This window comes from Streptomyces sp. NPDC093984 (genome assembly GCF_044764595.1).
Lineage (GTDB): Bacteria > Actinomycetota > Actinomycetes > Streptomycetales > Streptomycetaceae > Streptomyces > Streptomyces cynarae.
In genome coordinates, this window is the sequence record NZ_JBIWIM010000002.1 from 13,446 (window position 1) to 36,655 (window position 23,210).

Consider the following 23,210-nt stretch of genomic DNA (forward strand, 5'->3'; position numbering starts at 1 on the left):
ACCATCTTTGTGCACGCGTTCACAAAGACATAGCCTGCATTCGACGGGGCGGTCTGGGGACGTGTGACCGCCCGCAGCCCCGCTCTACCCGCAGGAGCACCGTGGCAACTGGCCGAACTCACCGACCGGCGACCCGTAGCCGAGGGATTCCCGAGGCCACCGTCGCCAGGCTTCCGCTGTACCTCCGAGCCCTCACCGCGCTGTCGGAGCGCTCGGTACCCACGGTCTCCTCCGAGGAGCTGGCCGCCGCCGCGGGCGTGAACTCCGCGAAGCTGCGCAAGGACTTCTCCTACCTCGGCTCCTACGGCACCCGGGGCGTGGGCTACGACGTCGAGTATCTCGTCTACCAGATCTCCCGCGAACTGGGGCTGACCCAGGACTGGCCGGTTGTGATCGTCGGTATCGGTAACCTCGGCGCGGCGCTGGCCAACTACGGCGGGTTCGCCTCCCGCGGCTTCCGGGTCGCGGCCCTCATCGACGCCGACCCGGCCCTCACCGGCAAGGCGGTCGCCGGGATCCCGGTCCAGCACACGGACGATCTGGAAAAGATCATCAAGGACAACGGCGTCTCGATCGGCGTGATCGCGACCCCCGCGGGCGCCGCCCAGCAGGTCTGCGACCGGCTCGTGGGCGCGGGCGTGACCTCCATCCTGAACTTCGCGCCGACCGTGCTGACCGTTCCGGACGGTGTCGACGTCCGCAAGGTCGACCTCTCCATCGAGCTGCAGATCCTCGCCTTCCACGAGCAGCGCAAGGCCGGCGAGGAGGCCATCGCCGATGCGCTGCCCGACGGCCTGCCGGCTGCCGCCGCCACGACCACGGAGTCCGCCGACAAGGGACCCGACGGGGACGTCCCCGCCGTGATGCCGGCATGAGTCTCCTCGTCGTCGGGCTGAGCCACCGCAGCGCACCGGTCAGCGTCCTGGAGCGGGCCACGCTGACCGCGGACGCCCAGGTCAAGCTGGTCCATGACACGGTCGCCGCCGAGCCGGCCACCGAGGCCGCGGTGCTCGCCACCTGCAACCGCATCGAGCTGTACGCGGACGTCGACAAGTTCCACGCCGGTGTCGCCGAGCTGTCCACCCTGCTCGCCCAGCACAGCGGGGTCGGCCTCGACGAGCTGACCCCCTACCTCTACGTCCACTACGAGGACCGGGCCGTCCACCACCTGTTCTCGGTGGCCTGCGGGCTGGACTCCATGGTCGTCGGCGAGGGGCAGATCCTCGGGCAGATCAAGGACTCCCTGGCCACCGCGCAGGAGCAGCACACCGCCGGACGCCTGCTGAACGACCTGTTCCAGCAGTCCCTCAGGGTCGGCAAGCGCGCCCACTCCGAGACGGGCATCGACCGTGCCGGGCAGTCCCTGGTCACCTTCGGCCTGGAGCAGCTGTCGGCCGGTGCGCCGGTGGAGACGTGGGCCAAGGGCAAGCGGGCCCTGGTGATCGGCGCCGGCTCCATGTCGTCGCTGGCCGCCGCGACGCTCGCGCGCGCCGGTGTCGCCGAGGTCGTGATCGCCAACCGCACCCTGGAGCGCGCCGAGCGCCTGGCGCAGATCCTCATCGAAGGGGACGACACGGACGTACTGGCCCGTGCGGTGCCGATGGAAACGGTTCCGGACGAGCTGACACGTGCCGACGTCGTGGTGTCCTGTACGGGCGCGACCGGTCTCGTCCTCACCGCCCAGTCGGTCGCCGCGGCCCTCGAGGGCCGCGTGGAAGGACCGGTCGCCCCGGACGCCGGAGCCGCGCCCGCCGTGCGCACCACCGACCCGGCGCCGATACGCGCAGACCTGCCGCCCACCAGTCTCGGCACCGAGGAGGGCTGCCCGCTCGACCTCTCGGCCGTGCAGGGCACCGCCCACTTCTCGGTGCTCGGCGAGGCCGCCGTCGCCGGGATGCCGGCCGCCGAGCTGGAGCAGCACGCCGCCTGGGTGGACAAGGGCGCCGGGGAGCCGCGCAGCGGTCGTACGGCCGCCGAGCTGATCAGCGCGCTCGCCGCGACCGTCGCCGCGATCGGCCGGATCCCGGAGCGCCGCCGTCCGGAGCCCGTCTTCGAGGCTCCTCGCCCCGCGCCCGTGCTGTCGCTGCTGGACCTCGCGATGCCCCGCGACATCGACGCGGCCGTGCACCGGCTGCTCGGGGTGCGGCTCGTCGACATCGAGTCGCTCGCCGAGGCCTCCGCCGACGCGCCGATGGCCGCCGACGTCGACCAGGTCCGGCGTATCGTCTCCGACGAGGTCGCCGCGTTCGGCGCCGCCCAGCGCGCCGCGCACATCACGCCCACCGTGGTCGCGCTGCGCTCGATGGCCGCCGATGTGGTGGCCGGCGAGATCGCCCGTCTGGAGGGGCGGCTGCCCGGCCTCGACGACAAGCACCGCGCCGAGATCACGCAGACCGTGCGGCGCGTCGTGGACAAGCTGCTGCACGCGCCGACCGTACGGGTCAAGCAACTCGCGGCCGAGCCCGGCGGCGCCGGCTACGCGGACGCGCTGCGCACCCTGTTCGACCTGGACCCCGAGACGGTCGCCTCCGTCTCCCGGGCCGACGGCACCAAGAGCACCGAGAACACCGAGAACGCCAAGAACCGAGGGCGAGCATGAGTGAGCAGTCACCACTGAGGCTCGGGACCAGGCGCAGCAAACTGGCCATGGCCCAGTCCGGGCAGGTCGCCGACGCCGTGCGCCGGGTGACCGGACGGCCCGTGGAGCTCGTGGAGATCACGACGTACGGGGACACCTCCCGCGAGCACCTCGCGCAGATCGGCGGCACCGGTGTGTTCGTGACGGCGCTGCGTGACGCGCTGCTGCGCGGCGAGGTCGACTTCGCGGTGCACTCGCTGAAGGACCTGCCGACCGCGCAGCCCGAGGAGCTGGTGCTGGCCGCCGTGCCGGTACGCGAGGACCCGCGGGACGTGATCGTCGCGCGCGACGCCCTGAGGTTCACCGACCTGCCCCGCGGGGCGCGCGTCGGCACCGGTTCGCCGCGCCGCATGGCGCAGCTGAACGCGTACGCGCGCGGCCACGGCCTCGACATCGAGACCGTCCCGATCCGCGGCAACATCGACACCCGAGTCGGATACGTCCGCAGCGGAGAGCTGGACGCCGTGGTCCTCGCCGCGGCCGGGCTCAACCGCATCGGGCGGATCGAGGAGGTGACCGACTTCCTGTCGGTCGACACGGTTCTGCCCGCCCCCGGCCAGGGGGCACTGGCGATCGAGTGCAGGGCGGGGAACACCGCCCAGGATGCTGCGCTGATCGCGGCGCTCGCCGAGCTCGACGACCCGTTCACCCGGGCCGCCGTGACCGCCGAGCGGTCCCTGCTCGCCGCCCTGGAGGCCGGTTGCAGCGCCCCCGTGGGCGCGCTGGCCGACCTTTTGGCCGACGGGCAGGTTGTCAAGGAAATGCGCCTGCGCGGAGTCGTCGGAACGCCCGACGGCCGCACGCTGGTGCAGCTGTCCACCACCGGTCCCGTGCCCGAGACGCACGACCAGGCAATGGCGCTCGGTCGCGAACTCGCAGCCGAGATGCTCACCAAGGGCGCGGCCGGTCTGATGGGGGAGCGAGCACATTGAGCCCCACCACCCTTCCCGCCGGCCTTGAACACGGGCACGTCACCTTCCTCGGTGCCGGACCCGGAGATCCGGGGCTTCTCACACTGCGCGCCGTCGAGGCGCTGGCCAACGCGGACGTCCTCGTCGGCGAGCACGAGGTGCTCGACGTCGTGCGCACGCATGCCAGAGCGGGCGTCACCGAGCTCAACACGGACACGGACCCCTCCACGGGTGCGTATCCGGGCGCGGGCACGCCTCAGCTGACGGTTGTTGACGGCGAGTCAACAACCGCTGGTGTCCCTGCGTTGCGGGATGCCGCACATCTTGTCATGGAGGCTGCGCGGGGCGGCAAGCGGGTCGTCCGTGCGGTGTCCGGCGACCCCGGCCTGGACGCGTACGCGGCCGGCGAGATGCTGGCGTGCGCCGCGGAGGGCGTGCCGTTCGAGGTCGTCCCCGGCGTCGCGACCGCCGTGGGCGTGCCCGCGTACGCGGGTGTGCCGCTGCGGGACGCGCAGGGCACGGACGTCCGGTTCGTGGACGCCCGGACCGCCTCCGACCGCTGCTGGACGGAGGTCGGCGCGTCCGACGGCACGGTCGTGGTGTCCACGACGCTGGACTCGGTGGCGGCGGCCGCCGGGGAGCTGGTGGCCGCGGGCCGCAAGCCGGACACCCCGATGACGGTGACGGTCGCCGGTACGACGACGCGGCAGCGCACCTGGACCGCCACCCTCGGCTCCATCGCGCAGACGCTGAAGCAGGCGAAGGTCCTGCCGTCCCCCGAGGGCGGGCGTGCGGTGATAGCCGTGGTCGGTGAGCGTTCCGCCGCCGCCCAGCGTGACCAGCTGTCGTGGTTCGAGAACAAGCCGCTGTTCGGCTGGAAGGTCCTCGTGCCGCGCACGAAGGAGCAGGCGGCGTCGCTCTCCGACCAGCTGAGGTCCTACGGGGCCGTGCCGCACGAGGTCCCGACGATCGCGGTGGAGCCCCCGCGCACCCCGCAGCAGATGGAACGAGCGGTCAAGGGCCTGGTGACGGGCCGCTACGAGTGGATCGCATTCACGTCGGTCAACGCGGTGCGGGCGGTCCGGGAGAAGTTCGAGGAGTACGGCCTCGACGCGCGCGCCTTCGCGGGCATCAAGGTCGCGGCGGTCGGCGAGCAGACGGCGAAGGCGCTGGTGGCCTTCGGCGTGAAGCCGGACCTGGTGCCGAGCGGCGAGCAGTCGGCGGCCGGCCTGCTGGAGGACTGGCCCCCCTACGACCCGGTCTTCGACCCGATCGACCGCGTGTTCCTGCCGCGCGCCGACATCGCGACCGAGACCCTGGTCGCCGGCCTGATCGAACTCGGCTGGGAGGTCGACGACGTGACGGCCTACCGGACGGTCCGCGCCTCGCCTCCGCCGGCCGAGACGCGTGAGGCGATCAAGGGCGGCGGCTTCGACGCGGTCCTGTTCACGTCGTCCTCCACGGTCCGGAACCTGGTCGGCATCGCGGGCAAGCCGCACAACGTGACGGTGATCGCGTGCATCGGCCCGGCGACCGCGAAGACGGCGGAGGAGCACGGTCTGCGCGTGGACGTCATGGCTCCGGAGCCGTCGGTCCACAAGCTGGCGGAGGCGCTGGCGGACTTCGGCCTCAAGCGCCGGGCCGCCGCGCTGGCGGCGGGGGATCCGGTGACGCGTCCGAGTGAGCGGAGGCCGGGGGCGCGGAGGCGTCGGTCGACGACGTAGCGGTGTCCTCGCCCCGCCGCCCCTACCCTTCCCGTTCCTGGGGGCTGCGCCCCCAGACCCCCGTCGGCCTTGACGGCCTCGTCCTCAAACTCCCCCAAGCTCTTCGAGCAGGGGCGACCCCCAGACGGGCTGAGAATTCAGCCCCTCCGGCGTTTGAGGAGCGGGGGTCCGGGGGCCGGCCCCCGAACGGGCTGTGGGGCGAAGCCCCGGCGGGGTTGAAGGGGCGGAGCTCCTGGAGGACGGGAAGGGCAGGGGCGGCGGGGGCGAGAACCGTCCGGAGTTCGCCCGACGCAGCGTCGGCAAAAGGACCCCCGGGCCGGGCGTAGCGTAGAGGGCATGTCGAAGTACGGATCCTTCCCCGGTACCCGTCCCCGGCGGCTGCGGACCTCGCCCGTCATGCGGCGGATGGTCGCCGAGACCCGGCTGCACCCGGCCGACTTCATCCTCCCGGCCTTCGTGCGCGAGGGCGTCAGCGAGCCCGTGCCGATCGGGTCCATGCCCGGTGTCGTGCAGCACACCCGGGACAGCCTGAAGAAGGCGGCGCTGGAGGCCGTGGAGGCCGGGGTCTCCGGGATCATGCTCTTCGGTGTGCCCGAGGAGTCGAAGAAGGACGCCGTCGGGACCCCGGGCACCGACCCGGACGGGATCCTGCAGGTCGCCATCCGGGACGTGCGCGCCGAGGTCGGCGACGACCTCCTCGTCATGTCGGACCTGTGCCTGGACGAGACCACCGATCACGGGCACTGCGGCGTGCTCGACGCCAAGGGCCGGGTCGACAACGACGCCACCCTCGAGCGGTACGCCGAGATGGCGCAGGTCCAGGCCGACGCCGGCGCCCATGTCGTCGGGCCCAGCGGGATGATGGACGGGCAGATCGGCGTCGTCCGCGACGCGCTCGACCAGATCGGGCGCGAGGACGTCGCGATCCTCGCCTACACCGCCAAGTACTCCTCCGCCTTCTACGGGCCGTTCCGCGAGGCCGTCGCCTCCTCGCTGAAGGGCGACCGCAAGACCTACCAGCAGGACCCCGCCAACTGGCGCGAGTCCCTGCGTGAACTCGCCCTCGACCTCGAGGAGGGCGCCGACATGGTGATGGTCAAGCCGGCCGGGCCCTACCTCGACATCCTGGCGAGGGTCGCGGACGCGGTCGACGTGCCCGTGGCCGCGTACCAGATCTCCGGCGAGTACTCCATGGTCGAGGCCGCCGCCGAGAAGGGCTGGGTCGACCGCGACCGGGCCATCCTGGAGACCCTGACCGGCATCAAGCGCGCCGGTGCGCGGAACATCCTCACCTACTGGGCCACCGAGGTCGCGCAGAAGCTGCGGTGAGGCGTCCGGGAACCGTGTGATGTAAAGGGTTGGTGACACACGGGAAAGCGCGTTCCCCGATCGCTAGTGTGATGGGCCAAATCCGGTAACGCACCAGGGAATCGGGGGAACCGTGGCGACCGTGGAACCCGTCTTCGCGCATGCCGACCGGCTCTTCACCCTCCTGGGCCGACTCGTGCGCAGGCCGGGCAAGGGCGAGGTGCCGAGCGAGGTGCCCGAGCGAGACGGAATCCCCATACTCGGTCTGCTCGGCGACCACCAGGACGGTCTCGCCGAGCAGGTCGTGGGGGCGTTGCGCGCGGCCCGGCCCCGATCCGTCCCGCAGGAGTTCGTCGACCTGGACAGGAAGTGGGAGGAGGTCGTCGCCGAGCGCGGTGACCCCTCGGCGGCGAACCACCTGGACCCCGACTGGCAGCGGGCCGAACTGTGTCGGCGCATCCTCGTCCAGATGGCCGACGAGTACTCGTCCGCGCGCTACGGGCACGACAGGAGCGTACGCTTCCGGCGGCTGGGGCTCGTCAATTGGCTGCTGGAGATGACGGACACGGTCCGGCAGCCCGACAGCCAGCACGGCCACATCGTGCTGAGGCGCCTGCGCGACCGCGAGCTGGAGCGAAGACGGCTGTTCGGGTTCATGCGCAGTCCGAGCACCGAGGTCGCCTTGCAGGGGCACGTGCCCTGGTGGGCTTACCTGCTCGGACTGCACCTGCTGCCGATCATCTGGTTCCGGGTGTGGCGCGGCCTGGGTCGCGAGTACCGGTGGCTGCTGCGCCAGCCCTACATGGCTCCGGCCGATCCCGGGACCTTCATAGGGTTCGCCGTACGGCTCACCCAGCCCCGATGGGGGCGCGAGGACCCCGAGCAGATCAGCAAGTTGATGATCAACGCGTTCCTGGAGGACCTGCGGGACGCCTACCGGCGGCGGCCGTGGCGGCGCCGTGCGCATCGCCGCACGGCGTACTGCGTGGCGTTCCTGAAGGGGGTGAACGAGGACAACGGCGGCCTGGAGATCGTGCGGCTGTTCGCCGAGGTGCGCAATGACACCGGCGCCTTCGACCCGCTGCTCCTCGTGGCGAGCCGACCGGAGAAACCGGTCGAACCCGTACGGGTCCGGGACCTGAGGGACGAACTCGGCCCGTACGAGGCCTGGTGCGAGCGGCTGAGGAACGCAGCGGGCGGCCGGGAGGCGGAGTTCTGGTACCTGCCCGTGCGGGTGTCCGCGCCGCTTCCCGTCGGCGATCCGGACCGCGACGCGCAGGACGAGCGCACGTCCGTGGCCCGCCGGCTTCAGGTGCCCCCGCCGCCGGTCTGGGCCGGACGCACGGCCACGGTCGTGTCCCTCGTCCTCACCTTCGCACTGATCGCCACCGGCATCGCCTACGGCGTCGCGAACGAGTGGGAGTGGCGGCGGCAGCACTGCGGACTGAGCCGGTCCGACCCGGATGCGCGGACCCTGCAGCGGGAGTCGACCGACGAATGCATCGGCGTCGCCCCGCACGGATTCGCCTTCGGCTCCACCGACCCGCGGGTGCAGCAGACCCTGCGGACCATCGCCCGGCAGAACGAGGAGGCGGAGCGGAAGCACGCCGCCGACCCCTCCAGGCGGCTCGTGACCCTGGTCCATCTGTCCGCCCTGCTCAGCGCCCCCATGGGGGAGACGTCCAACACGCTGTCGTACGCGCGCGAGCAGTTGCAGGGCGCGGCGAGCGCGCAGCGGCGGCAGCTCGACAAGCAGGGGCCGGACGAGCCCCTCCTGCGGATCTTCCCGTCCGCCGCCGGTTCCGGCATGCGGTTCGGGGCCGATGTCGCGAGCACGATCAAGCGGATGATGCGGACCGACCCGACCATCGTCGGCGTCACCGGCCTCGACCAGAGCCGCAAGGCCACGATCACGACCATCGGCGCACTCACCCGGGTCGGCCTTCCCATGGTCGCCACCACGCTGTCCGCCGACACCCTCCCGGAGAACTCGGCGCTCTACTACCAGGTCTCGCCGCAGAACCGGCGCGAGGCCGCGATCTCCGCCGCCTACGCCGACCACCTCGCCGACTCGGGGAAGCTGAAAGAGCGCGCGGTACGCGTCGTGTACTCCCTCGATCCGACCGACGAGTACAGCGCGAACCTGCGGGCGGACGCCGTCGCGGCCTTCCGGCACGCGGGGTTCCACGTGGACGAACAGGGCTACGTCCCCTCGCCCGCGCCCGCCGACGGTTCCTCCGGGCCGGGCGCACGCACCATCGGCGAGCAGGCTTGCGGTCACCGCGGGCTGGTCTTCTTCACCGGCCGGTCCGAGGACTTCGAGACGATCCTGAGCGCCACCAACGACACCTGCGGGTCCAGTCCGCCCACGTTCCTCGGCGGCGACGACGTGGCCCGCCTCGGCGCCGACCCGGAGCGGCGCAGGGCCTTCCCCCGGGTCCCGTACGAGTTCCTCGACTTCACCGTCGGCTCGGGCTCCTGCAACGGGCACAGCGACCTGTACAGCACGTTGCAGGAGCTGTTCCCCGACGAATGCCGGAACGTCCAGGACACCTCGCTGGACGGACACGCGGCCCTCGCCTTCGACGCGGCGAACCTCTACCTCAAGGCCATCTCCCGCCTCCAGGACACCGCCCCGGACACACCGCTGACCCCGGCCGCCGTCTGGTACGCCTTGAGCGGCATCCACGGCTCCGCCGCGCTCGACGGGGAGAGCGGACGCATCGATTTCGGAGGTGCGGTGGGCCGGCAGGTCCCGGTCGACAAACTCGTCTCCGTCCAGCGGGTGGAAGGCGCCCAGCGGCCGCAGCAGATGGGGTTCTGCGGACACCGGGGAAGCGACGAGGGGGCGGCGTGGTGCCCGGCTTCGGAGGCCGGGTAGCGGTACGGCCCCTCGTCTCCTCGCGGGCGCGGGGTTCAGTACGTCAGCGCCGCCTTCCGGTTCGGCAGCCAGCACGTGATCCGCAGCGTGTCGTCGACGTACACGCCCTTGGGCGGGAGCGCCGGGTTGGCGGCCGGGCCGGTGGGGAGCGTGATCGTGAGGGACGTGACGGTGCGGCCGTGCCCGCCGGTGCCGTCCGTCGCCGACAGCAGTACGCCCGCGTAGGCGGACCCCCCGGGGGAGAGGGTGATCCGGGACCCATGGGGTTTCGGCTCCCGGGCCGGCGGCGCGAGGGAGCCGGAATCGCCGAAGCGGGCCTTCGGGTAGCCGTTGAGGGAGCAGTTGACGGCGCCCGTGTTCGTCACCGTCAGCAGCAGGTGGTTCACCGGCTCGCTCACCGGCGTCACCGTCGCCCGCATGTGCCTGCCCGAGCAGGGGACCGCCCTGCCCGGGCGCCCGGTGTCCCGGACGGACGAGCCGGGCAGCGAGGAGGGGCCCTCGTCCCGTACGCCCTCGCCGTTCTCGCACGCCGACAGCGCGAGCGCGGCGAGCGCGACCGTGACGGCGGCGAGCAGCCGGGGGCGGACGGCTCTGGTGGGACCGGCGGCACGGGTGTGACGGGCGGTACGAGCAAAGGACATGGTCGGGGCCCTTCGGACGTGCGAGCTGGGGGGTGACACCTCCACTCGACCGGTCGGCGGGAGCGGAGGCCTCGACGGCCCAGCTTGACCGGTGGTTCGCACGCCCGCCACAGTCGCCGCCGAATTCGGGACGCCGAGCCGAGGGGACGCTTCCCGACCTGCGTAAACGCCGTCCCGCGGGAGGGAAATCCGGGACGGCGAGCCTCCGCCGGAAGCGGACCGGGCACTTCCAACTGGCCTCAGGAGTTACGTTGTTGACCATCACATCGGTCGCTTGACGAACAACCGGGGGAACGGCCGATCGACCGATCGACCGATGGAACGACCGACTCCTTACGCCGACACCAGGGAGACGCCATGTCCGACGATGCCCTCAGCCATGACCCGGCCGAGCTGCGCAAGCGGATCGACACCACCAAGGCCCATCCGGCCCGCGTCTACGACGTCTTCCTCGGCGGCAAGGACAACTACCCGGTGGACCGCGCGGCCGCCGCCGCGGCGCTCGCCGCCAACCCGCGCGGCTACCTCGACGTGCGGCACAACCGCGACTTCCTGCGCCGCGCCGTGAACCGGCTGGCGAAGGAGGACGGCATCCGGCAGTTCCTCGACATCGGCACCGGCCTGCCGACCGCCGACAACGTCCACCAGATCGCCCAGCGCATCAACCCCGACTCCCGGGTCGTCTACGTCGACAACGACCCGGTCGTCCTGGCGCACGCCCGCGCCCTGCTCACCAGCGGACCCGAGGGCCGCACCGACTACATAGACGCCGACCTCAAGAGCCCCGACCAAATCCTCGAACAGGCCGCGAAGACCCTCGACCTCGACCAGCCGGTCGCCCTCGTGCTCGTGGCGATCCTGCACTTCGTCGAGGACGAGGAGGCGTACCCGATCGTGCGCGAGCTGATGGACGAGCTGCCCTCCGGGAGCAGGCTGGTGCTCAGCCACCTCACCGAGGACCTCAACCCGGAGAACATCCGCGCCGTCCAGCGCACCTACACCGAGCGCGGCTTCACCTTCGTGCTGCGCTCCAAGGACGAGGTCGCCCGGTTCTTCACCGACACCCCGGGCCTCACGCTGGACGAGCCGGGCGTCGTCCCGGTCCACCACTGGCACCAGGACGGCGCGGCACCCGTCCCCGAGGCCGTGGACCCCGCCTACCTCGCCACCCTCGACGACATCGAGAAGGTCCGCTACCGCGACATCAACGACGTCACCGACGCCGACATCAACGTGTACGCGGCCACCGGCCGAAAGGCCTGACGCCGGGAGCGTTCCCCGGTGTCAGCCGTCTGTGCCGAACCACAGCTCGGCGAGTGCGTCGAAACGTGGTTCGGCCGGATGGGGCAGCTCGTGGAGGTAGAAGGGCAGATCGCTGTAGACGTGCAGCAGCGTGTACGCCATCAGCTGGTCCGGGTCGTACGGGGCGCGTCCGTAGGCCTCGTAGAAACGGCGGAGCTGGCGCGGGTCGGCACGGGTGATGAACAGGCCGACGCTGACGAAGTCGTACGCCGGGTCACCGATCATCGCCGGCTCGAAGTCGAACATGCCGGTCAGCACGCGCCCGCCGCGCATGTCGATGGTCAGGTGCTCGCTCATGAACTCGGTGTGCAGCAGCACGCGTTCGGTGGACACGGGCAGCGGCACGGAGTCCAGGAAGCCGGGGATCCGGCTCAGCCAGGGCTCGGTCACCCCGGAGTGACGGTGCCACTCGACCGCCCCGGCGCGCTGGCTGCGCAGGAACGCCGTCCAGTCCGGCGGCCCGACGATGTCCGTGAGCGGGTTCCAGAACATCGCGTGCAGCGAGGCCAGCGCCTCGGCCGACTCCGTGACGATACGGTCCTGTTCCGCGGCGGTGAGCCGGTGCCAGACGTCGTTGAGGGTCCAGCCGGGCAGCCGGGACATCAGCACCCACCGCCAGCCGTTCACGAACTCCTCGGTGCCGATCAACCGTGGGGTCGGAAGCTTGAGTTGGCCCCACAGATGGTGCAACACCCGTGCCTCACGCACAGCCTCCCGCGCCTCGAACCGCGGATACAGCTTCAGCACCAGGTCGCCCCCGACGGCGTACACGGGCAGGGTGCCGTCCGGGAAGCGGCGCACCGCCAGCCCCACGAGGCCCATCTGGTCGAGCAGATGAAGCACGGCCGGGCGTAACACCCCCTCGTCCGAGACCATGGCTTTCAACTCGTCGTTCGTGTCGACGCTCGGCAGCATGCGCCGCATGCTAGGGCCCACGGACCGTCGTCCGCATGGCGAAACGAGACTGTTGTAGGGGACAGCGATTTCCCTAAGGTGCATGAACGAGGTGTTTTCGAGTGGTGTTCCCTATGACGCGTTACGTCTGATGAACACCTGTACATATGAGGAGCCGCCCCCGTGACCTTCAGCGACAGCACGCCCAGCGGTCCGCCACAGCCCGCGTTCGCCGCCCGGGTCGCCTCGGTCGGCGGTTCCCCCGTTCGGGACATCCTCGCCGTCACCGCGCGTCCCGAAGTCGTCAACTTCGCGGGCGGCCTGCCCGCCCCCGGACTCTTCGACAGCGAGGGCGTCGCCGCCGCGTTCCAGGCCGTGCTGACGGAGGTCCCGCAGCGGGCGTTGCAGTACTCGACGACCGAGGGTGAACCGGCTCTGCGCGCCGCGCTCGCCGGCCGCACCACCGCCCGCGGCCTCGCCACCGGCCCCGACGACCTGCTCGTCACCACCGGCTCCCAGCAGGCCCTCTCCCTGCTCGCCACCGCCCTGCTGGAGCCCGGCGACACGGTTCTCGTGGAGAACCCCTGCTACCTCGCCGCCCTCCAGGCCTTCGGCTTCGCGGGCGCCAGGGTCGTCGCCGTCCCCTGCGACGAGGACGGTATCGACCCCGGCGCGCTGGAGGAGCTGGTGGTGCGGGAGCGCCCCAAGCTGCTCTACAGCGTCCCCACCTTCCAGAACCCCACCGGCCGCACCCTGCCCGCCGACCGCCGCGCCGCGATCGCCGGCGTCGCCGCCCGGCACGGCCTGTGGATCGTCGAGGACGACCCGTACGGGGAGCTCCGCTTCGAGGGCGAGCGCGTCCCGTGGATCGCCTCGTACGAGGACGCCCACGACCGGGCGGTGCTCCTCGGCTCGTTCTCCAAGGTGATGGCCCCCGGCCTGCGCCTCGGCTGGCTGCGGGCGCCGGCGGCGCTGCGGCGGGCCTGTGCGGTCGCCAAGCAGGCGGCCGACCTGCACACGCCGTCCGTCAACCAGCTCGCCGCCGCACGGTACCTGGCGGACCGCGACCTCGACGCGCACGTCGCCCGGGTCGCCGCGGCGTACCGCGAACGCCGCGACGCGATGCTCGCCGGCCTCGCGGAGGCCCTGCCCGAGGGCTCCGTCTGGAACCGCCCCCAGGGCGGCATGTTCCTCTGGGCGCGACTCCCCGAGGGGTACGACACCACGGCGCTGCTGCCGCGGGTGGTGGAGCAGGACGTGGCGTACGTCCCGGGCGCGCCGTTCTACGCCGACGCGCCGGACCGGTCGACCCTGCGGCTGTGCTTCGTCACGCACACGCCGGGGGAGATCGAGGAGGGGCTGCGGAGGCTGGGGAAGGGGCTCAGCTGAGGGTCGCCTAGCGGGCCGCGTAGGTGGCGAAGGCGGCCCAGGTGGCGGGGGTCACCTGGAGGGTGGGGCCGGTGGGGTTCTTGGAGTCGCGGATGTGGACCGCCGCGTTGTCGTCGGACTGGGGGGTGGTGAAGGCGACTTCGAGGCATTCGCCGCCCTCGCTGCCGCTGTAGCTCGACTTGAACCACTGAAGTGCGGTGTTCATCGGTCTCCTACCAGACGGTCCAGCAACCGCTTTGACTCCCGGGGAGTCAGGGCCTGTGCTCGCAGCATCGCATACTTGCGCGACAGGATGGACACCTCATCCGGGTCGGAAACCCACTGGCTGCCCCGCTGACCCTCGATGTAGGCCAAGTGTTGGTGGTCTGGCGTTTCCAGGAGCACGAACGGGCCGTCGAGACCGGCGTGAGATGGGCTGGCAAGTGGCAGAAACTGCACTGACAGGCCCGGAAGATCGGCGTAGTCCCGCAGGTGACGCAACTGCTCGACTCGCGCTTTCGGGCCGCCGATCTCAAGGTGCAGCACCGGCTCCCAGACCACGAAGCTCACCGTCGGGGGGACCTTGCGGTGCAGGATGTCCTGGCGACCCAAGCGGGCAGCGGTCCTGGTCTCGATTTCGTCCTCGTTGTATGCCGGAACACGCTCGCGCAGTACGGCACGGGCATACTCCTCCGTCTGAAGGAGACCGGGCAAAACCTGATTGGCGTACAGCGAGAGTGCAATGGCCTCCCGCTCGTGTTCGACGTACAGCTCGGCCCACATCGGGAACTGGTCGATCTCGGGAAGGTTGGCCACTCCGGCCGCCAACAGCCCCTTCGTACCGAGAAGTTGGTCGAGTGTCTCGGCCAGATCCGGCTTCAGCGGCCGTCGCCCCTGCTCGATCGACGCGATGGTCTCCTCGTCGACCATGAGCTCCCTGGCCAGGGACCCTTGGGTGTAACCCGCCGCGCGGCGGGCCGTGCCGAGTTGGACGCCCAGCATCTTCATGGCCGAGACGTTCTTCTTCCGTGGCGGCTTCCTGGAGGTCATGCTGGTCCCACTCCCCACCCGTGCTCGTGCGCGACCTCGAACGAACCCGTACAGAAATTCCGTACGGGTTCACTCAGTGATCCACGGTAGTGACTCTCCGCAACACTCGTCCCGTGAACGAGATGATCCAACTCCCGTCCCTGCGCGAGAGGTTCTTCCGGCGGGAGCGCCGGTCCGTCCCCGCCGCGCGGCAGTTCGCGTACGAGGTCCTGGCCGGCTGGGGGCTCGCGCAGGCCGAGCGGGGCGACGACGTGCTGTTGTGTGTCAGCGAGTTGGCGACGAACGCGCTGGTGCACGGCGTACCGCCGGGCCGTTGCTTCCGGGTGTTCCTGCGGTACGACGGCGCGGTGCTGCGGGTGGAGGTGCACGACAGCGGTCCCGGTGAGCCGCGCATCCCACTGGAGGCGGACGAAGGCGGCCGGGGGCTGCTCCTGGTGGCGGCGCTCTCGGACAAGTGGGGGGTGGGGGAGCGGGACCCCGGCAAGGTGGTGTGGTGCGAGTTCGTATGGCCTCGTGATGTTCGGCTCGATGTCAGCGACGCACGCGAACGTCACGTACCCGGCCGTGGTGTACAGCGGCTGCCGGCAGGCAGTTGAATCGGCAGGTGCGACACATTTCCCAGATGTGTCGCACTTCAGCCGGCACACCACCTCCTCATCCGGAGGATCGGCTCGCCGGGGCCGGCGGCGGGGCCGTCGCGCGGCCCTCGACGCACTCCGGTCGCCCGCCCCTCGTCGGTCGGAAGCACGCCCGGACGGCGGTGCCGGGGCGGGTGGCGGCCATGGGGGTGTAGACGTAGTCCTTCGTCTCGTCGGCGTCCTTGACCCGGGCCGAGTGACTACGGCCGTCCGCGGTCACCTCGATCCGGTCGCCGACATGGGCGCCCCACACGCGGGCCCAACTCGCGCCGCACTCCGTGCTGTAGCGCAGTTCCATACCGACGCCGGCGGTGGTGTGGTGCGACGCCAGGGTGGCCGGGTGGGGCCCGCAGTGCAGGGCCATCGGGTCCCCGCCCTCGCAGGTGGCGCCCCCGCAGAGCGGGGCGAGGACGGGTTGGGACGGGGACGGGAACGACCGCGGGGCCTCGCCCGGGTGCGGCAGGAGGAAGAGGGTCAGGGCGACGGCCCCCGTGGCGAGGGCGCATACGGCGGCGACCAGCGCGGCGGCCGCGCCCTTCCGGACGACGTGTCCGGTTTCCTCGGCCGGGGCAGGGGAGACGCCGGTGGCGTTCGCCGTGTCCGTGGCGTTCGCCGCGTCCTTCGCCGCGTCCGTATCCGTGGCCCCCGCCGCGTCCCCGTGCGTGGCGGGGGAGGGGGACGAAGCCGGAGGCGGGGCCGAACGCTGTGCCGGGGCCGGGGGCGGCTCCTCCGCCCGTGCGCGTCCGCTCGTCTCCGACTCCGCCAGTTCCCAAAGGGCCAGACAGCGACCGGCGGGTTCGCGGGCGAGGCGGCACAGGTCCAGCACGGCCTGGCGCGGCGGCAGTGTCTTGCCGTTGAGATAGCGCTCCCAGGACGACTTGCTGTACGGGGTGCGTTCCTCGAGGCGCGCCAGGCTCAGACCGGTGCGTGCCTTCAGCTCGCGCAGTTCGGCCGCCAACCGCGCCCGCTCCGCGGACGTCGTCCCCTGCGTCCCCGTCGGCCGGGTCATTTGCGGAGCGCCCCCCAGGTGTGCGGTCCGACGATGCCGTCCGGGGGCAGTCCTGCCCGCTTCTGCAGGTCCTTGACCGCGCGCTCGGTCAGCGGTCCGTAGACACCGTCGATGCCGCCCGGGGAGAAGCCCGCCCGGCGCAGCAGACACTGCGCCTCGGCCACGTCCGGCCCCGCCACGCCCTGCGCCAGGATCGCGTCCTGCGTACGGCTGTTGCCCGCGTACCAGTGGCCGTCGGTCCGCTGGATGCGGCAGGTGTACGTCGGCGCCGACCCCGACGCCGGGAAGGACCCGGTGGACGAGGCGGGCCGGGGCGTCGCCGCCCGGTTGTCGGTGCCGTGGTCCGTGAGGCGCACGGCCAGGAGGACCGCGGAGACGACGGCCAGCACCAGGGCGACTGCCCCCGCCACCACCGCGATGCGCAACGAACGTCCGTGTGGCCGCGCCACCTTGCTGCCCGCCGGGGACGGGCCCGCCTCGTCCGCCTCCGCTTCTGCCGCCGCCCCCGGAGCGGCCTTCCCGTCCGCCTCCGCCACGGACGGGACCCGGCGCCGCTTCTCCCAGCCCTCCGCGGCCAGTTCGTGCAGCACCAGCAGCCGTGTCGGATCCTCACCGCCGACCTGGGCCAGTGCCTCCACGGCCTCCCGGGGCGGCAGCGACCTGCCGTTGAGGTACCGCTCCCACGACTTCTGGCTGTAGCCGGTCTTCGCCGCCAGCCGCTGCATACTCAGATCGCCGTGGTCCTTCAGCCGCCGTAATCGCACCACCAACTGCCGCACACGCGGATCCAGGTCTGCGGGCAGCGCTTTCCAACGCGACATGATCCCCCTACTCGCGTCCCGGGACCTTGGTCGTCGGTCCCCGTTTCCGCCGCATTCTGCATGAACTTTCACGGCGCACCCCACCTATCGGTTCCCGCCCCGGCACCGAATAGGCCACCCGCCCGCCCCACCCGCTCCCCGCCGGCGTGTCGTCGAAGCGTCCCGCCCAGGCGTCCCGCCGAGAGGCGTCCCCGCAGGTCAGCGCCCGGGACGTCCCACGAAGTCGTCACTGCGGCGCCGCTCGTGGCGGAGCTCGGCGCCCGCCCCGCACTCTCGAGTTGCCAGCGACGCCCACCATGTCAGGCGCCGCCCGATCACCCGAAAGGGACACACATGCGACCGAACCTCATGGCGAGGACCCTCGTTGCCGCCACCGCCGTCGCCGGCATCGCCGCCGGGAGCCTCGCGGGTGCGACCGCCGGCTTCGCGGCCTCCGCGCCGGCCGCCAAGCCGGCGATGAGCGCCCAGGCCGTCTCCGTGCAGGCGGTGAACAACCTCGGCCTGAACACCAAGGAGGCCAAGGGCATCCAGCGGGTGCTGAAGCGCGACTGGGGCTACAAGGGGGCCATCGACGGCCGGCTCGGCACCGACAGCTGGAAGGCCATGCAGCGCTACCTCCACAAGTACTGGGGCTACAACAAGAAGATCGACGGCGTCGTCGGCAGCGACACGGTGAAGGCGCTGCAGCGCATGCTGAAGAAGTACTGCGGCTACAAGGGCAAGATCGACGGAATCGCCGGGAAGGACACCAAGGCCGCCTTCAAGTGGTTCGCCAACCACTACGCCTGACGGCCGCCCGCGTAAGTCGCCCTTCCCAAGACACCGCGGCCCGTCCTCCCCACGGGGGAGAGGACGGGCCGCGGCCCCGGCAGGGTGGGGCTCAGAGCCGCTCGGGCGTCCGGATGCCCAGCAGCGCCATCCCCTGGTGCAGCGTCCGGGCCGTGACGTCGCACAGGAACAGGCGGTTCTCCACCTGCTCCGGCGTCTGGGCCTTCAGCACCGGGCACTTGTCGTAGAACGACGTGTACAACGACGCCAGCTGGTACAGGTACGCCGCCATCTTGTGCGGGGCGTACTCCGCCGCCGCTTCCGCCACCGTCTCCGCGAAGGCGTCCACGTGCAGGCCGAGCGCGCGCTCCGCGTCCGTCAGCGCCAGCTCCGGATGCGCGGACGGCCGTACGTCGCCGGCCTTGCGCAGGATCGACTGGATACGGGCGTACGCGTACTGGAGGTAGACCGACGTGTCGCCGTTGAGCGAGACCATCTGGTCCAGGTCGAACTTGTAGTCCCGGTTCGCCGACGTCGACAGGTCCGCGTACTTCACCGCGCCGATGCCCACCTGGGCGCCCCGCTCGGCGATCTCCGCCTCGGACAGGTCCTGCGCCTTCTCCCGTACGACGGCGGAGGCGCGGTCGATCGCCTCGTCCAGCAGGTCCACCAGCCGCACCGTCTCGCCCTCACGGGTCTTGAACGGCTTGCCGTCCTTGCCGAGGACCGTGCCGAAGGCGAGCTGGTACGCCTTCACGTCGTCGTTCAGCCAGCCGGCCCTCCGCGCCGTCTCGAAGACCATCTTGAAGTGGAGCGACTGGCGGGCGTCCACGACGTAGATGATCGAGTTCGCCTTCAGGTTGAAGACACGGTCCCTGATCGCGGACAGGTCCGTCGCCGCGTAGCCGTAGCCGCCGTCCGACTTCTGCACGATCAGCGGGACCGGCTTGCCGTCGGGGCCCTTGATGTCGTCGAAGAAGACGCAGAGCGCCCCTTCGGAGCGGACGGCGACGCCCGACTCCTCCAGGAGGCGGCAGGTCTCGGCCAGCATGTCGTTGTAACCGGACTCGCCGACGATGTCCGGGTCCCGGATCTCCATGTCCAGCTTCTCGAAGACCGAGAAGAAGTAGATCTTCGACTCGTCGACGAACTTCTGCCACATGGCGAGCGTGTGCGGATCGCCGGCCTGGAGGTCGACCACCCGGCGCCGCGCCCGCGTCTTGAACTCCTCGTCGGAGTCGAAGAGCTTGCGCGCGGCCTTGTAGAGGCGGTCGAGGTTCGACATCGCCTCCTCGCCCGTCACCTCGGCGGCCTTGTGGTCCAGCTCGTGCGGGTGCTCGTCCAGGTACTGGATGAGCATGCCGAACTGGGTGCCCCAGTCGCCGATGTGGTGCCGGCGGATCACCGTCTCGCCGGTGAACTCGAGAAGCTTGACGACCGAGTCGCCGATCACCGCGGACCGCAGGTGGCCGACGTGCATCTCCTTCGCCACGTTCGGCTGGGCGTAGTCGATCACCGTGGTGCCCGGCTGCTCGGTGAACGGCACGCCGAGACGGCCCTCGGCGTCGGCGGCGCGGGCGGCGAGGTTCTCGGTGATCGCCTTGTCCGTGACCGTGATGTTGAGGAAGCCGGGGCCGGAGACCTCGACCTTCCCGATCACGTCACCGGTGACCACCTGGCCGACGACCTGCGTCGCCAACTCCCTCGGGTTCGCCTTCGCCTTCTTCGCCAGCGCCAGGATCCCGTTGGCCTGGAAGTCCGCCCGGTCGCTGCGTCGCAGCAGCGGGTCCGCGTCGGCGGTCTCCGGCAGGGCAGCCGAGAGGGCGGACGCGAGGCGCTGATGGACGGCGGACGTGAGGGACGTGACCGAGGCCATAGGAATGGGTGCCGTTCTCCTCGTGGGGATGGATAGACACGCCCAGTATCCCATGCGGGGTAAAGCGAATTTTCCTCTCGCCCGGTGAACGGCGGACCCCGTTCACCCGTCCAACGCGTTGAAAAGGCGTTTTCGTGGATGTGGCGCAGCCTGGGACAATGGAGCGGTCAGCCGTGCGACCGTACCGGCTGCTCGTGGAGAACCTTCAGAAAAAGAGGACGTGCCGATCGTGGCTCAGAGCACCGAGACCACCGACTGGGTCTCCCGTTTCGCGGATGAGGTCATCGAGGAGTCGGAGCGTCGGGCCCCGGGCAAACCGGTCGTCGTCGCGTCCGGACTGTCTCCGTCCGGCCCCATCCACCTGGGGAACCTGCGCGAGGTGATGACCCCGCACCTGGTCGCCGACGAGATCCGCCGGCGCGGGTACGAGGTGCGGCATCTGATCTCCTGGGACGACTACGACCGGTACCGCAAGGTCCCCAAGGGCATCGCCGGTGTCGACGAGGACACGTTCAAGGAGCACATCGGCAAGCCGCTGACCTCCGTCCCGGCCCCCGAGGGCTCGGCGTACCCGAACTGGGCCGAGCACTTCAAGGCCGCCATGATCGCCTCGCTCGCCGAGCTGGGCGTGGAGTTCGACGGCATCAGCCAGACCGCGCAGTACACCTCGGGCGCGTACCGGGAGCAGATCCTGCACGCCATGAAGCACCGCGGCGACATCGACGCGGTCCTCGCCCAGTACCGCACCAAGCCCAAGCCCGCCACCAAGAAGCAGCAGCAGAAGCCCGTCGACGAGGCCGAGCTGGAGGCCGAGGAGGGCTCGGGCGCCGCGTCCGAGGACGACGGCAGCTCCGGCGCCGCCGGGTACTTCCCGTACAAGCCGTACTGCGGTCAGTGCGGCAAGGACTTCACCACGGTCACCGCGTACGACGACGACTCGACCGAGATGACGTACACCTGCACCGCGTGCGGCTTCTCCGAGACGGTCCGGCTGAGCGAGTTCAACCGCGGCAAGCTGGTCTGGAAGGTCGACTGGCCGATGCGCTGGGCCTACGAGGGCGTGATCTTCGAGCCGAGCGGCGTCGACCACTCGTCGCCGGGCTCCTCGTACCAGGTCGGCGGGCAGATCGTCGGGATCTTCGGCGGCAAGCAGCCCATCGGGCCCATGTACGCCTTCGTCGGCATCTCCGGCATGGCGAAGATGTCGTCGTCCCGCGGTGGCGTCCCCACCCCGGCCGACGCCCTCCAGATCATGGAGCCCCAGCTGCTGCGCTGGCTCTACGCCCGCCGCAGGCCCAACCAGTCCTTCAAGATCGCCTTCGACCAGGAGATCCAGCGCCTCTACGACGAGTGGGACAAGCTGGCGGGCAAGGTCGCCGACGGCTCCGCCCTGCCCGGCGACGTCGCCGCGTACACCCGCGCGGTCGGCACCGCCGCCGGTGAGCTGCCGAAGACGCCCCGCCCGCTGCCCTACCGCACCCTCGCGTCCGTCGCCGACATCACCGCCGGGCACCAGGACCAGGCGCTGCGCATCCTGTCCGACCTCGACCCGGCCAACCCGCTGAGCTCGCTCGACGAGGCCCGCCCGCGGTACGACAAGGCCGAGGCGTGGATCAACACCCACGTCCCCGCCGACCAGCGCACCATCGTCCGCGACGAGCCCGACGTCGAACTGCTGAAGTCCCTCGACGAGCCCTCCCAGCAGTCGATCCGGCTGCTGCTGGACGGTCTGGAGGACCACTGGTCGCTGGACGGGCTCACCCACCTCGTGTACGGCGTGCCCAAGGTCCAGGCCGGATTCTCCGCGGACGCCACGCCCAAGGAGCTGCCGCCGGAGATCAAGACGGCCCAGCGGTCGTTCTTCGCGCTCCTGTACCACCTGCTCGTCGGCCGCGACACCGGCCCGCGCCTGCCCACGCTGCTGCTCGCGGTGGGCCAGGACCGGGTGCGGGCCCTGCTCGGGGAGTAGGACAAGGAGCAGGACAAAGAGAAGGCGCCCGGTGCTCTTCGGCACCGGGCGCCTTTCCGTGCGGGACGGATCTAGGCGATGTGGTCTTCTTCCAGTTCCGCGTTGTAGCGGTTCGTGAAGCGGTTGACCATGCGCTTGGCCTCTTCCGGCGGGAGGCCGATGCTGAACTCCGCCTCGACGTTCTCGCTGAACTCACGGGGCGTCGGGTAGCTGCCGTTGATCGACTGCTTGAAGACCTGGTAGTACGCCTCCTCGTCCGGCTGGGGCGTACCGCCGCCCTCTCCGAGCTCCCGGGTGCGGTTCGGGCCGACGGGGATGGGGAAACTGCCGGTGTCCTCGGGGGACGGCTGCGGGGGTCCCTGCGGGACGGGCTGCTGGAGGCCCTGCGGGGGTCCCTGCGGGCCCGACTGCTGGAAGCCCTGCGGCGCCGTCTGCTCGAACCGCTCCGAGTGCTGCTCCTCGTACCAGTCGTCGTACGGCGGTTCCGGCTCGTACGTCGGGTCGTAGCCGCCGTGGTAGTCGATCTGCCGTTGGGCCTGGAACCAGGGGCTCTGGTCGTCCGGTTCCTCGTATCCCGGCTGTCCGTCGTTCTGGTTGCCCTGGAGTTCGGGGCGCTGCCCGCCGAGAGGGGCCGCCTGCTGCGGGACGGGCGCCGCCCCGGTCGCACGACTGCCCGCGGCCGCCTCCAGCCGCGGTGCCGGGGGTATCAGCGCCGGTTCTATGCCCGCCGCCGCCAGGCCCGCCGGAGCCGTCTCCGCCAGCGGGACGCCGTAGCGCGCCAGCCTCAGTGGCATCAGCGACTCCACCGGGGCCTTACGACGCCATGCCCGGCCGAAGCGGGAGCGCAGGCGCGCCTGGTAGACGAGACGTTCCTGCTCCAGCTTGATCACCTGGTCGTACGACCGCAGCTCCCACAGCTTCATCCGCCGCCACAGCAGAAACGTCGGAACCGGCGAGAGCAGCCAGCGGGTCAGACGGACGCCCTCCATGTGCTTGTCCGCCGTGATGTCCGCGATCCGGCCGATCGCATGCCGGGCCGCCTCCACCGCGACCACGAACAGCACCGGGATCACCGCGTGCATGCCCACACCCAGCGGGTCCGGCCACGCCGCCGCGCCGTTGAACGCGATCGTCGCCGCCGTCAGCAGCCACGCCGTCTGACGCAGCAGCGGGAAGGGGATGCGGATCCAGGTCAGCAGCAGGTCCAGGGCCAGCAGCACACAGATGCCCGCGTCGATGCCGACCGGGAAGACATAACTGAAGTTCCCGAAGCCCTTCTTGATGGCCAGCGCACGGACGGCCGCGTACGAACCCGCGAAGCCGATCCCGGCGATGATCACAGCACCGGTGACGACCACGCCGATGAGAACCCGGTGCATCCGTGTCAACTGCAGTGGCGCGGCCACCTTTAC

Annotated in this window: 19 protein-coding genes; 11 read left to right on the plus strand and 8 right to left on the minus strand. The window is 71.1% G+C overall.

The features are described from left to right. Positions 1–101: 101 nt before the first annotated feature. From ACIRC0_RS07865 to ACIRC0_RS07890, 6 genes are all read left to right on the plus strand, one after another. On the plus strand, positions 102–875 hold the full coding sequence (locus tag ACIRC0_RS07865; RefSeq protein WP_200418671.1) for a redox-sensing transcriptional repressor Rex: 774 nt from the start codon (positions 102–104) through the stop codon (positions 873–875). Then, positions 872–2,599, plus strand: coding sequence for a glutamyl-tRNA reductase (locus tag ACIRC0_RS07870; protein ID WP_403612848.1), 1,728 nt, complete (start codon positions 872–874; stop codon positions 2,597–2,599). Before ACIRC0_RS07865 ends, ACIRC0_RS07870 begins: the two co-directional genes overlap by 4 nt. Next, on the plus strand, positions 2,596–3,570 hold the full coding sequence (gene hemC / locus ACIRC0_RS07875) for a hydroxymethylbilane synthase (RefSeq protein ID WP_403612851.1): 975 nt from the start codon (positions 2,596–2,598) through the stop codon (positions 3,568–3,570). The genes ACIRC0_RS07870 and hemC overlap by 4 nt, the downstream gene beginning before the upstream one ends. Beyond that, positions 3,567–5,273 (plus strand): uroporphyrinogen-III synthase, encoded by a 1,707-nt coding sequence (locus tag ACIRC0_RS07880; protein ID WP_403612854.1) that lies wholly within the window; start codon positions 3,567–3,569, stop codon positions 5,271–5,273. Before hemC ends, ACIRC0_RS07880 begins: the two co-directional genes overlap by 4 nt. A gap of 336 nt (positions 5,274–5,609) precedes the next feature. Then, a complete protein-coding gene (gene hemB, locus ACIRC0_RS07885; RefSeq protein WP_403612856.1) occupies positions 5,610–6,602 on the plus strand; it encodes a porphobilinogen synthase in 993 nt (330 codons plus the stop codon). A 112-nt stretch (positions 6,603–6,714) separates the two neighbouring features. After that, positions 6,715–9,462, plus strand: coding sequence for a hypothetical protein (locus ACIRC0_RS07890; RefSeq protein ID WP_403612859.1), 2,748 nt, complete (start codon positions 6,715–6,717; stop codon positions 9,460–9,462). Between the two features lie 35 nt (positions 9,463–9,497). On the opposite strand, the gene ACIRC0_RS07895 is transcribed toward ACIRC0_RS07890, so the two are convergent. Beyond that, complete coding sequence (locus ACIRC0_RS07895; RefSeq protein WP_403612862.1) at positions 9,498–10,103, minus strand: DUF4232 domain-containing protein; 606 nt, start codon at positions 10,101–10,103, stop codon at positions 9,498–9,500. A gap of 357 nt (positions 10,104–10,460) precedes the next feature. Here ACIRC0_RS07895 and ACIRC0_RS07900 point away from each other — a divergent pair, with 357 nt between their 5' ends. Continuing rightward, entirely contained in the window at positions 10,461–11,366 is a 906-nt protein-coding gene (locus ACIRC0_RS07900) for an SAM-dependent methyltransferase (RefSeq protein WP_403612865.1), read from the plus strand. Positions 11,367–11,387: 21 nt separating this feature from the next. On the opposite strand, the gene ACIRC0_RS07905 is transcribed toward ACIRC0_RS07900, so the two are convergent. Next, a complete protein-coding gene (locus tag ACIRC0_RS07905) occupies positions 11,388–12,320 on the minus strand; it encodes a phosphotransferase family protein (protein ID WP_403612868.1) in 933 nt (310 codons plus the stop codon). Between the two features lie 162 nt (positions 12,321–12,482). On the opposite strand from ACIRC0_RS07905, the gene ACIRC0_RS07910 reads away from it, so the two are divergent. Continuing rightward, positions 12,483–13,688: a PLP-dependent aminotransferase family protein gene (locus ACIRC0_RS07910; RefSeq protein WP_403612870.1), complete on the plus strand. Its 1,206-nt coding sequence runs from the start codon at positions 12,483–12,485 to the stop codon at positions 13,686–13,688. Positions 13,689–13,695: 7 nt separating this feature from the next. Here the strand turns inward: ACIRC0_RS07910 and ACIRC0_RS07915 are convergent, their stop codons facing one another. Further along, a complete protein-coding gene (locus ACIRC0_RS07915) occupies positions 13,696–13,893 on the minus strand; it encodes a DUF397 domain-containing protein (RefSeq protein ID WP_403612872.1) in 198 nt (65 codons plus the stop codon). After that, positions 13,890–14,717, minus strand: coding sequence for a Scr1 family TA system antitoxin-like transcriptional regulator (locus ACIRC0_RS07920; protein WP_403612874.1), 828 nt, complete (start codon positions 14,715–14,717; stop codon positions 13,890–13,892). The genes ACIRC0_RS07915 and ACIRC0_RS07920 overlap by 4 nt, the downstream gene beginning before the upstream one ends. 113 nt (positions 14,718–14,830) lie before the next feature. Here ACIRC0_RS07920 and ACIRC0_RS07925 point away from each other — a divergent pair, with 113 nt between their 5' ends. Next, positions 14,831–15,313, plus strand: a complete 483-nt coding sequence (locus ACIRC0_RS07925) for an ATP-binding protein (protein WP_403612876.1) — start codon at positions 14,831–14,833, stop codon at positions 15,311–15,313. Between the two features lie 58 nt (positions 15,314–15,371). On the opposite strand, the gene ACIRC0_RS07930 is transcribed toward ACIRC0_RS07925, so the two are convergent. Together ACIRC0_RS07930 and ACIRC0_RS07935 are read right to left on the minus strand one after the other, a co-directional pair. Then, positions 15,372–16,364 carry a DUF2690 domain-containing protein gene (locus tag ACIRC0_RS07930; protein ID WP_403612879.1) on the minus strand — a complete coding sequence of 331 codons (993 nt, stop codon included), beginning with the start codon at positions 16,362–16,364 and terminating at the stop codon, positions 15,372–15,374. Next, positions 16,361–17,185 (minus strand): peptidoglycan-binding protein, encoded by an 825-nt coding sequence (locus ACIRC0_RS07935; protein ID WP_403612881.1) that lies wholly within the window; start codon positions 17,183–17,185, stop codon positions 16,361–16,363. Before ACIRC0_RS07935 ends, ACIRC0_RS07930 begins: the two co-directional genes overlap by 4 nt. 333 nt (positions 17,186–17,518) lie before the next feature. Between ACIRC0_RS07935 and ACIRC0_RS07940 the strand changes: the two genes are divergently transcribed. Next, a complete protein-coding gene (locus ACIRC0_RS07940) occupies positions 17,519–17,974 on the plus strand; it encodes a peptidoglycan-binding domain-containing protein (RefSeq protein WP_403612883.1) in 456 nt (151 codons plus the stop codon). 91 nt (positions 17,975–18,065) lie between these two features. Here the strand turns inward: ACIRC0_RS07940 and argS are convergent, their stop codons facing one another. Further along, positions 18,066–19,829 carry an arginine--tRNA ligase gene (argS, locus tag ACIRC0_RS07945; protein ID WP_403612886.1) on the minus strand — a complete coding sequence of 588 codons (1,764 nt, stop codon included), beginning with the start codon at positions 19,827–19,829 and terminating at the stop codon, positions 18,066–18,068. Positions 19,830–20,049: 220 nt separating this feature from the next. Between argS and lysS the strand changes: the two genes are divergently transcribed. After that, on the plus strand, positions 20,050–21,798 hold the full coding sequence (gene lysS, locus ACIRC0_RS07950; RefSeq protein WP_403612889.1) for a lysine--tRNA ligase: 1,749 nt from the start codon (positions 20,050–20,052) through the stop codon (positions 21,796–21,798). A 71-nt stretch (positions 21,799–21,869) separates the two neighbouring features. Here the strand turns inward: lysS and ACIRC0_RS07955 are convergent, their stop codons facing one another. Then, a complete protein-coding gene (locus tag ACIRC0_RS07955; protein ID WP_403614646.1) occupies positions 21,870–23,177 on the minus strand; it encodes a DUF2637 domain-containing protein in 1,308 nt (435 codons plus the stop codon). Between the last annotated feature and the right edge of the window lie 33 nt (positions 23,178–23,210).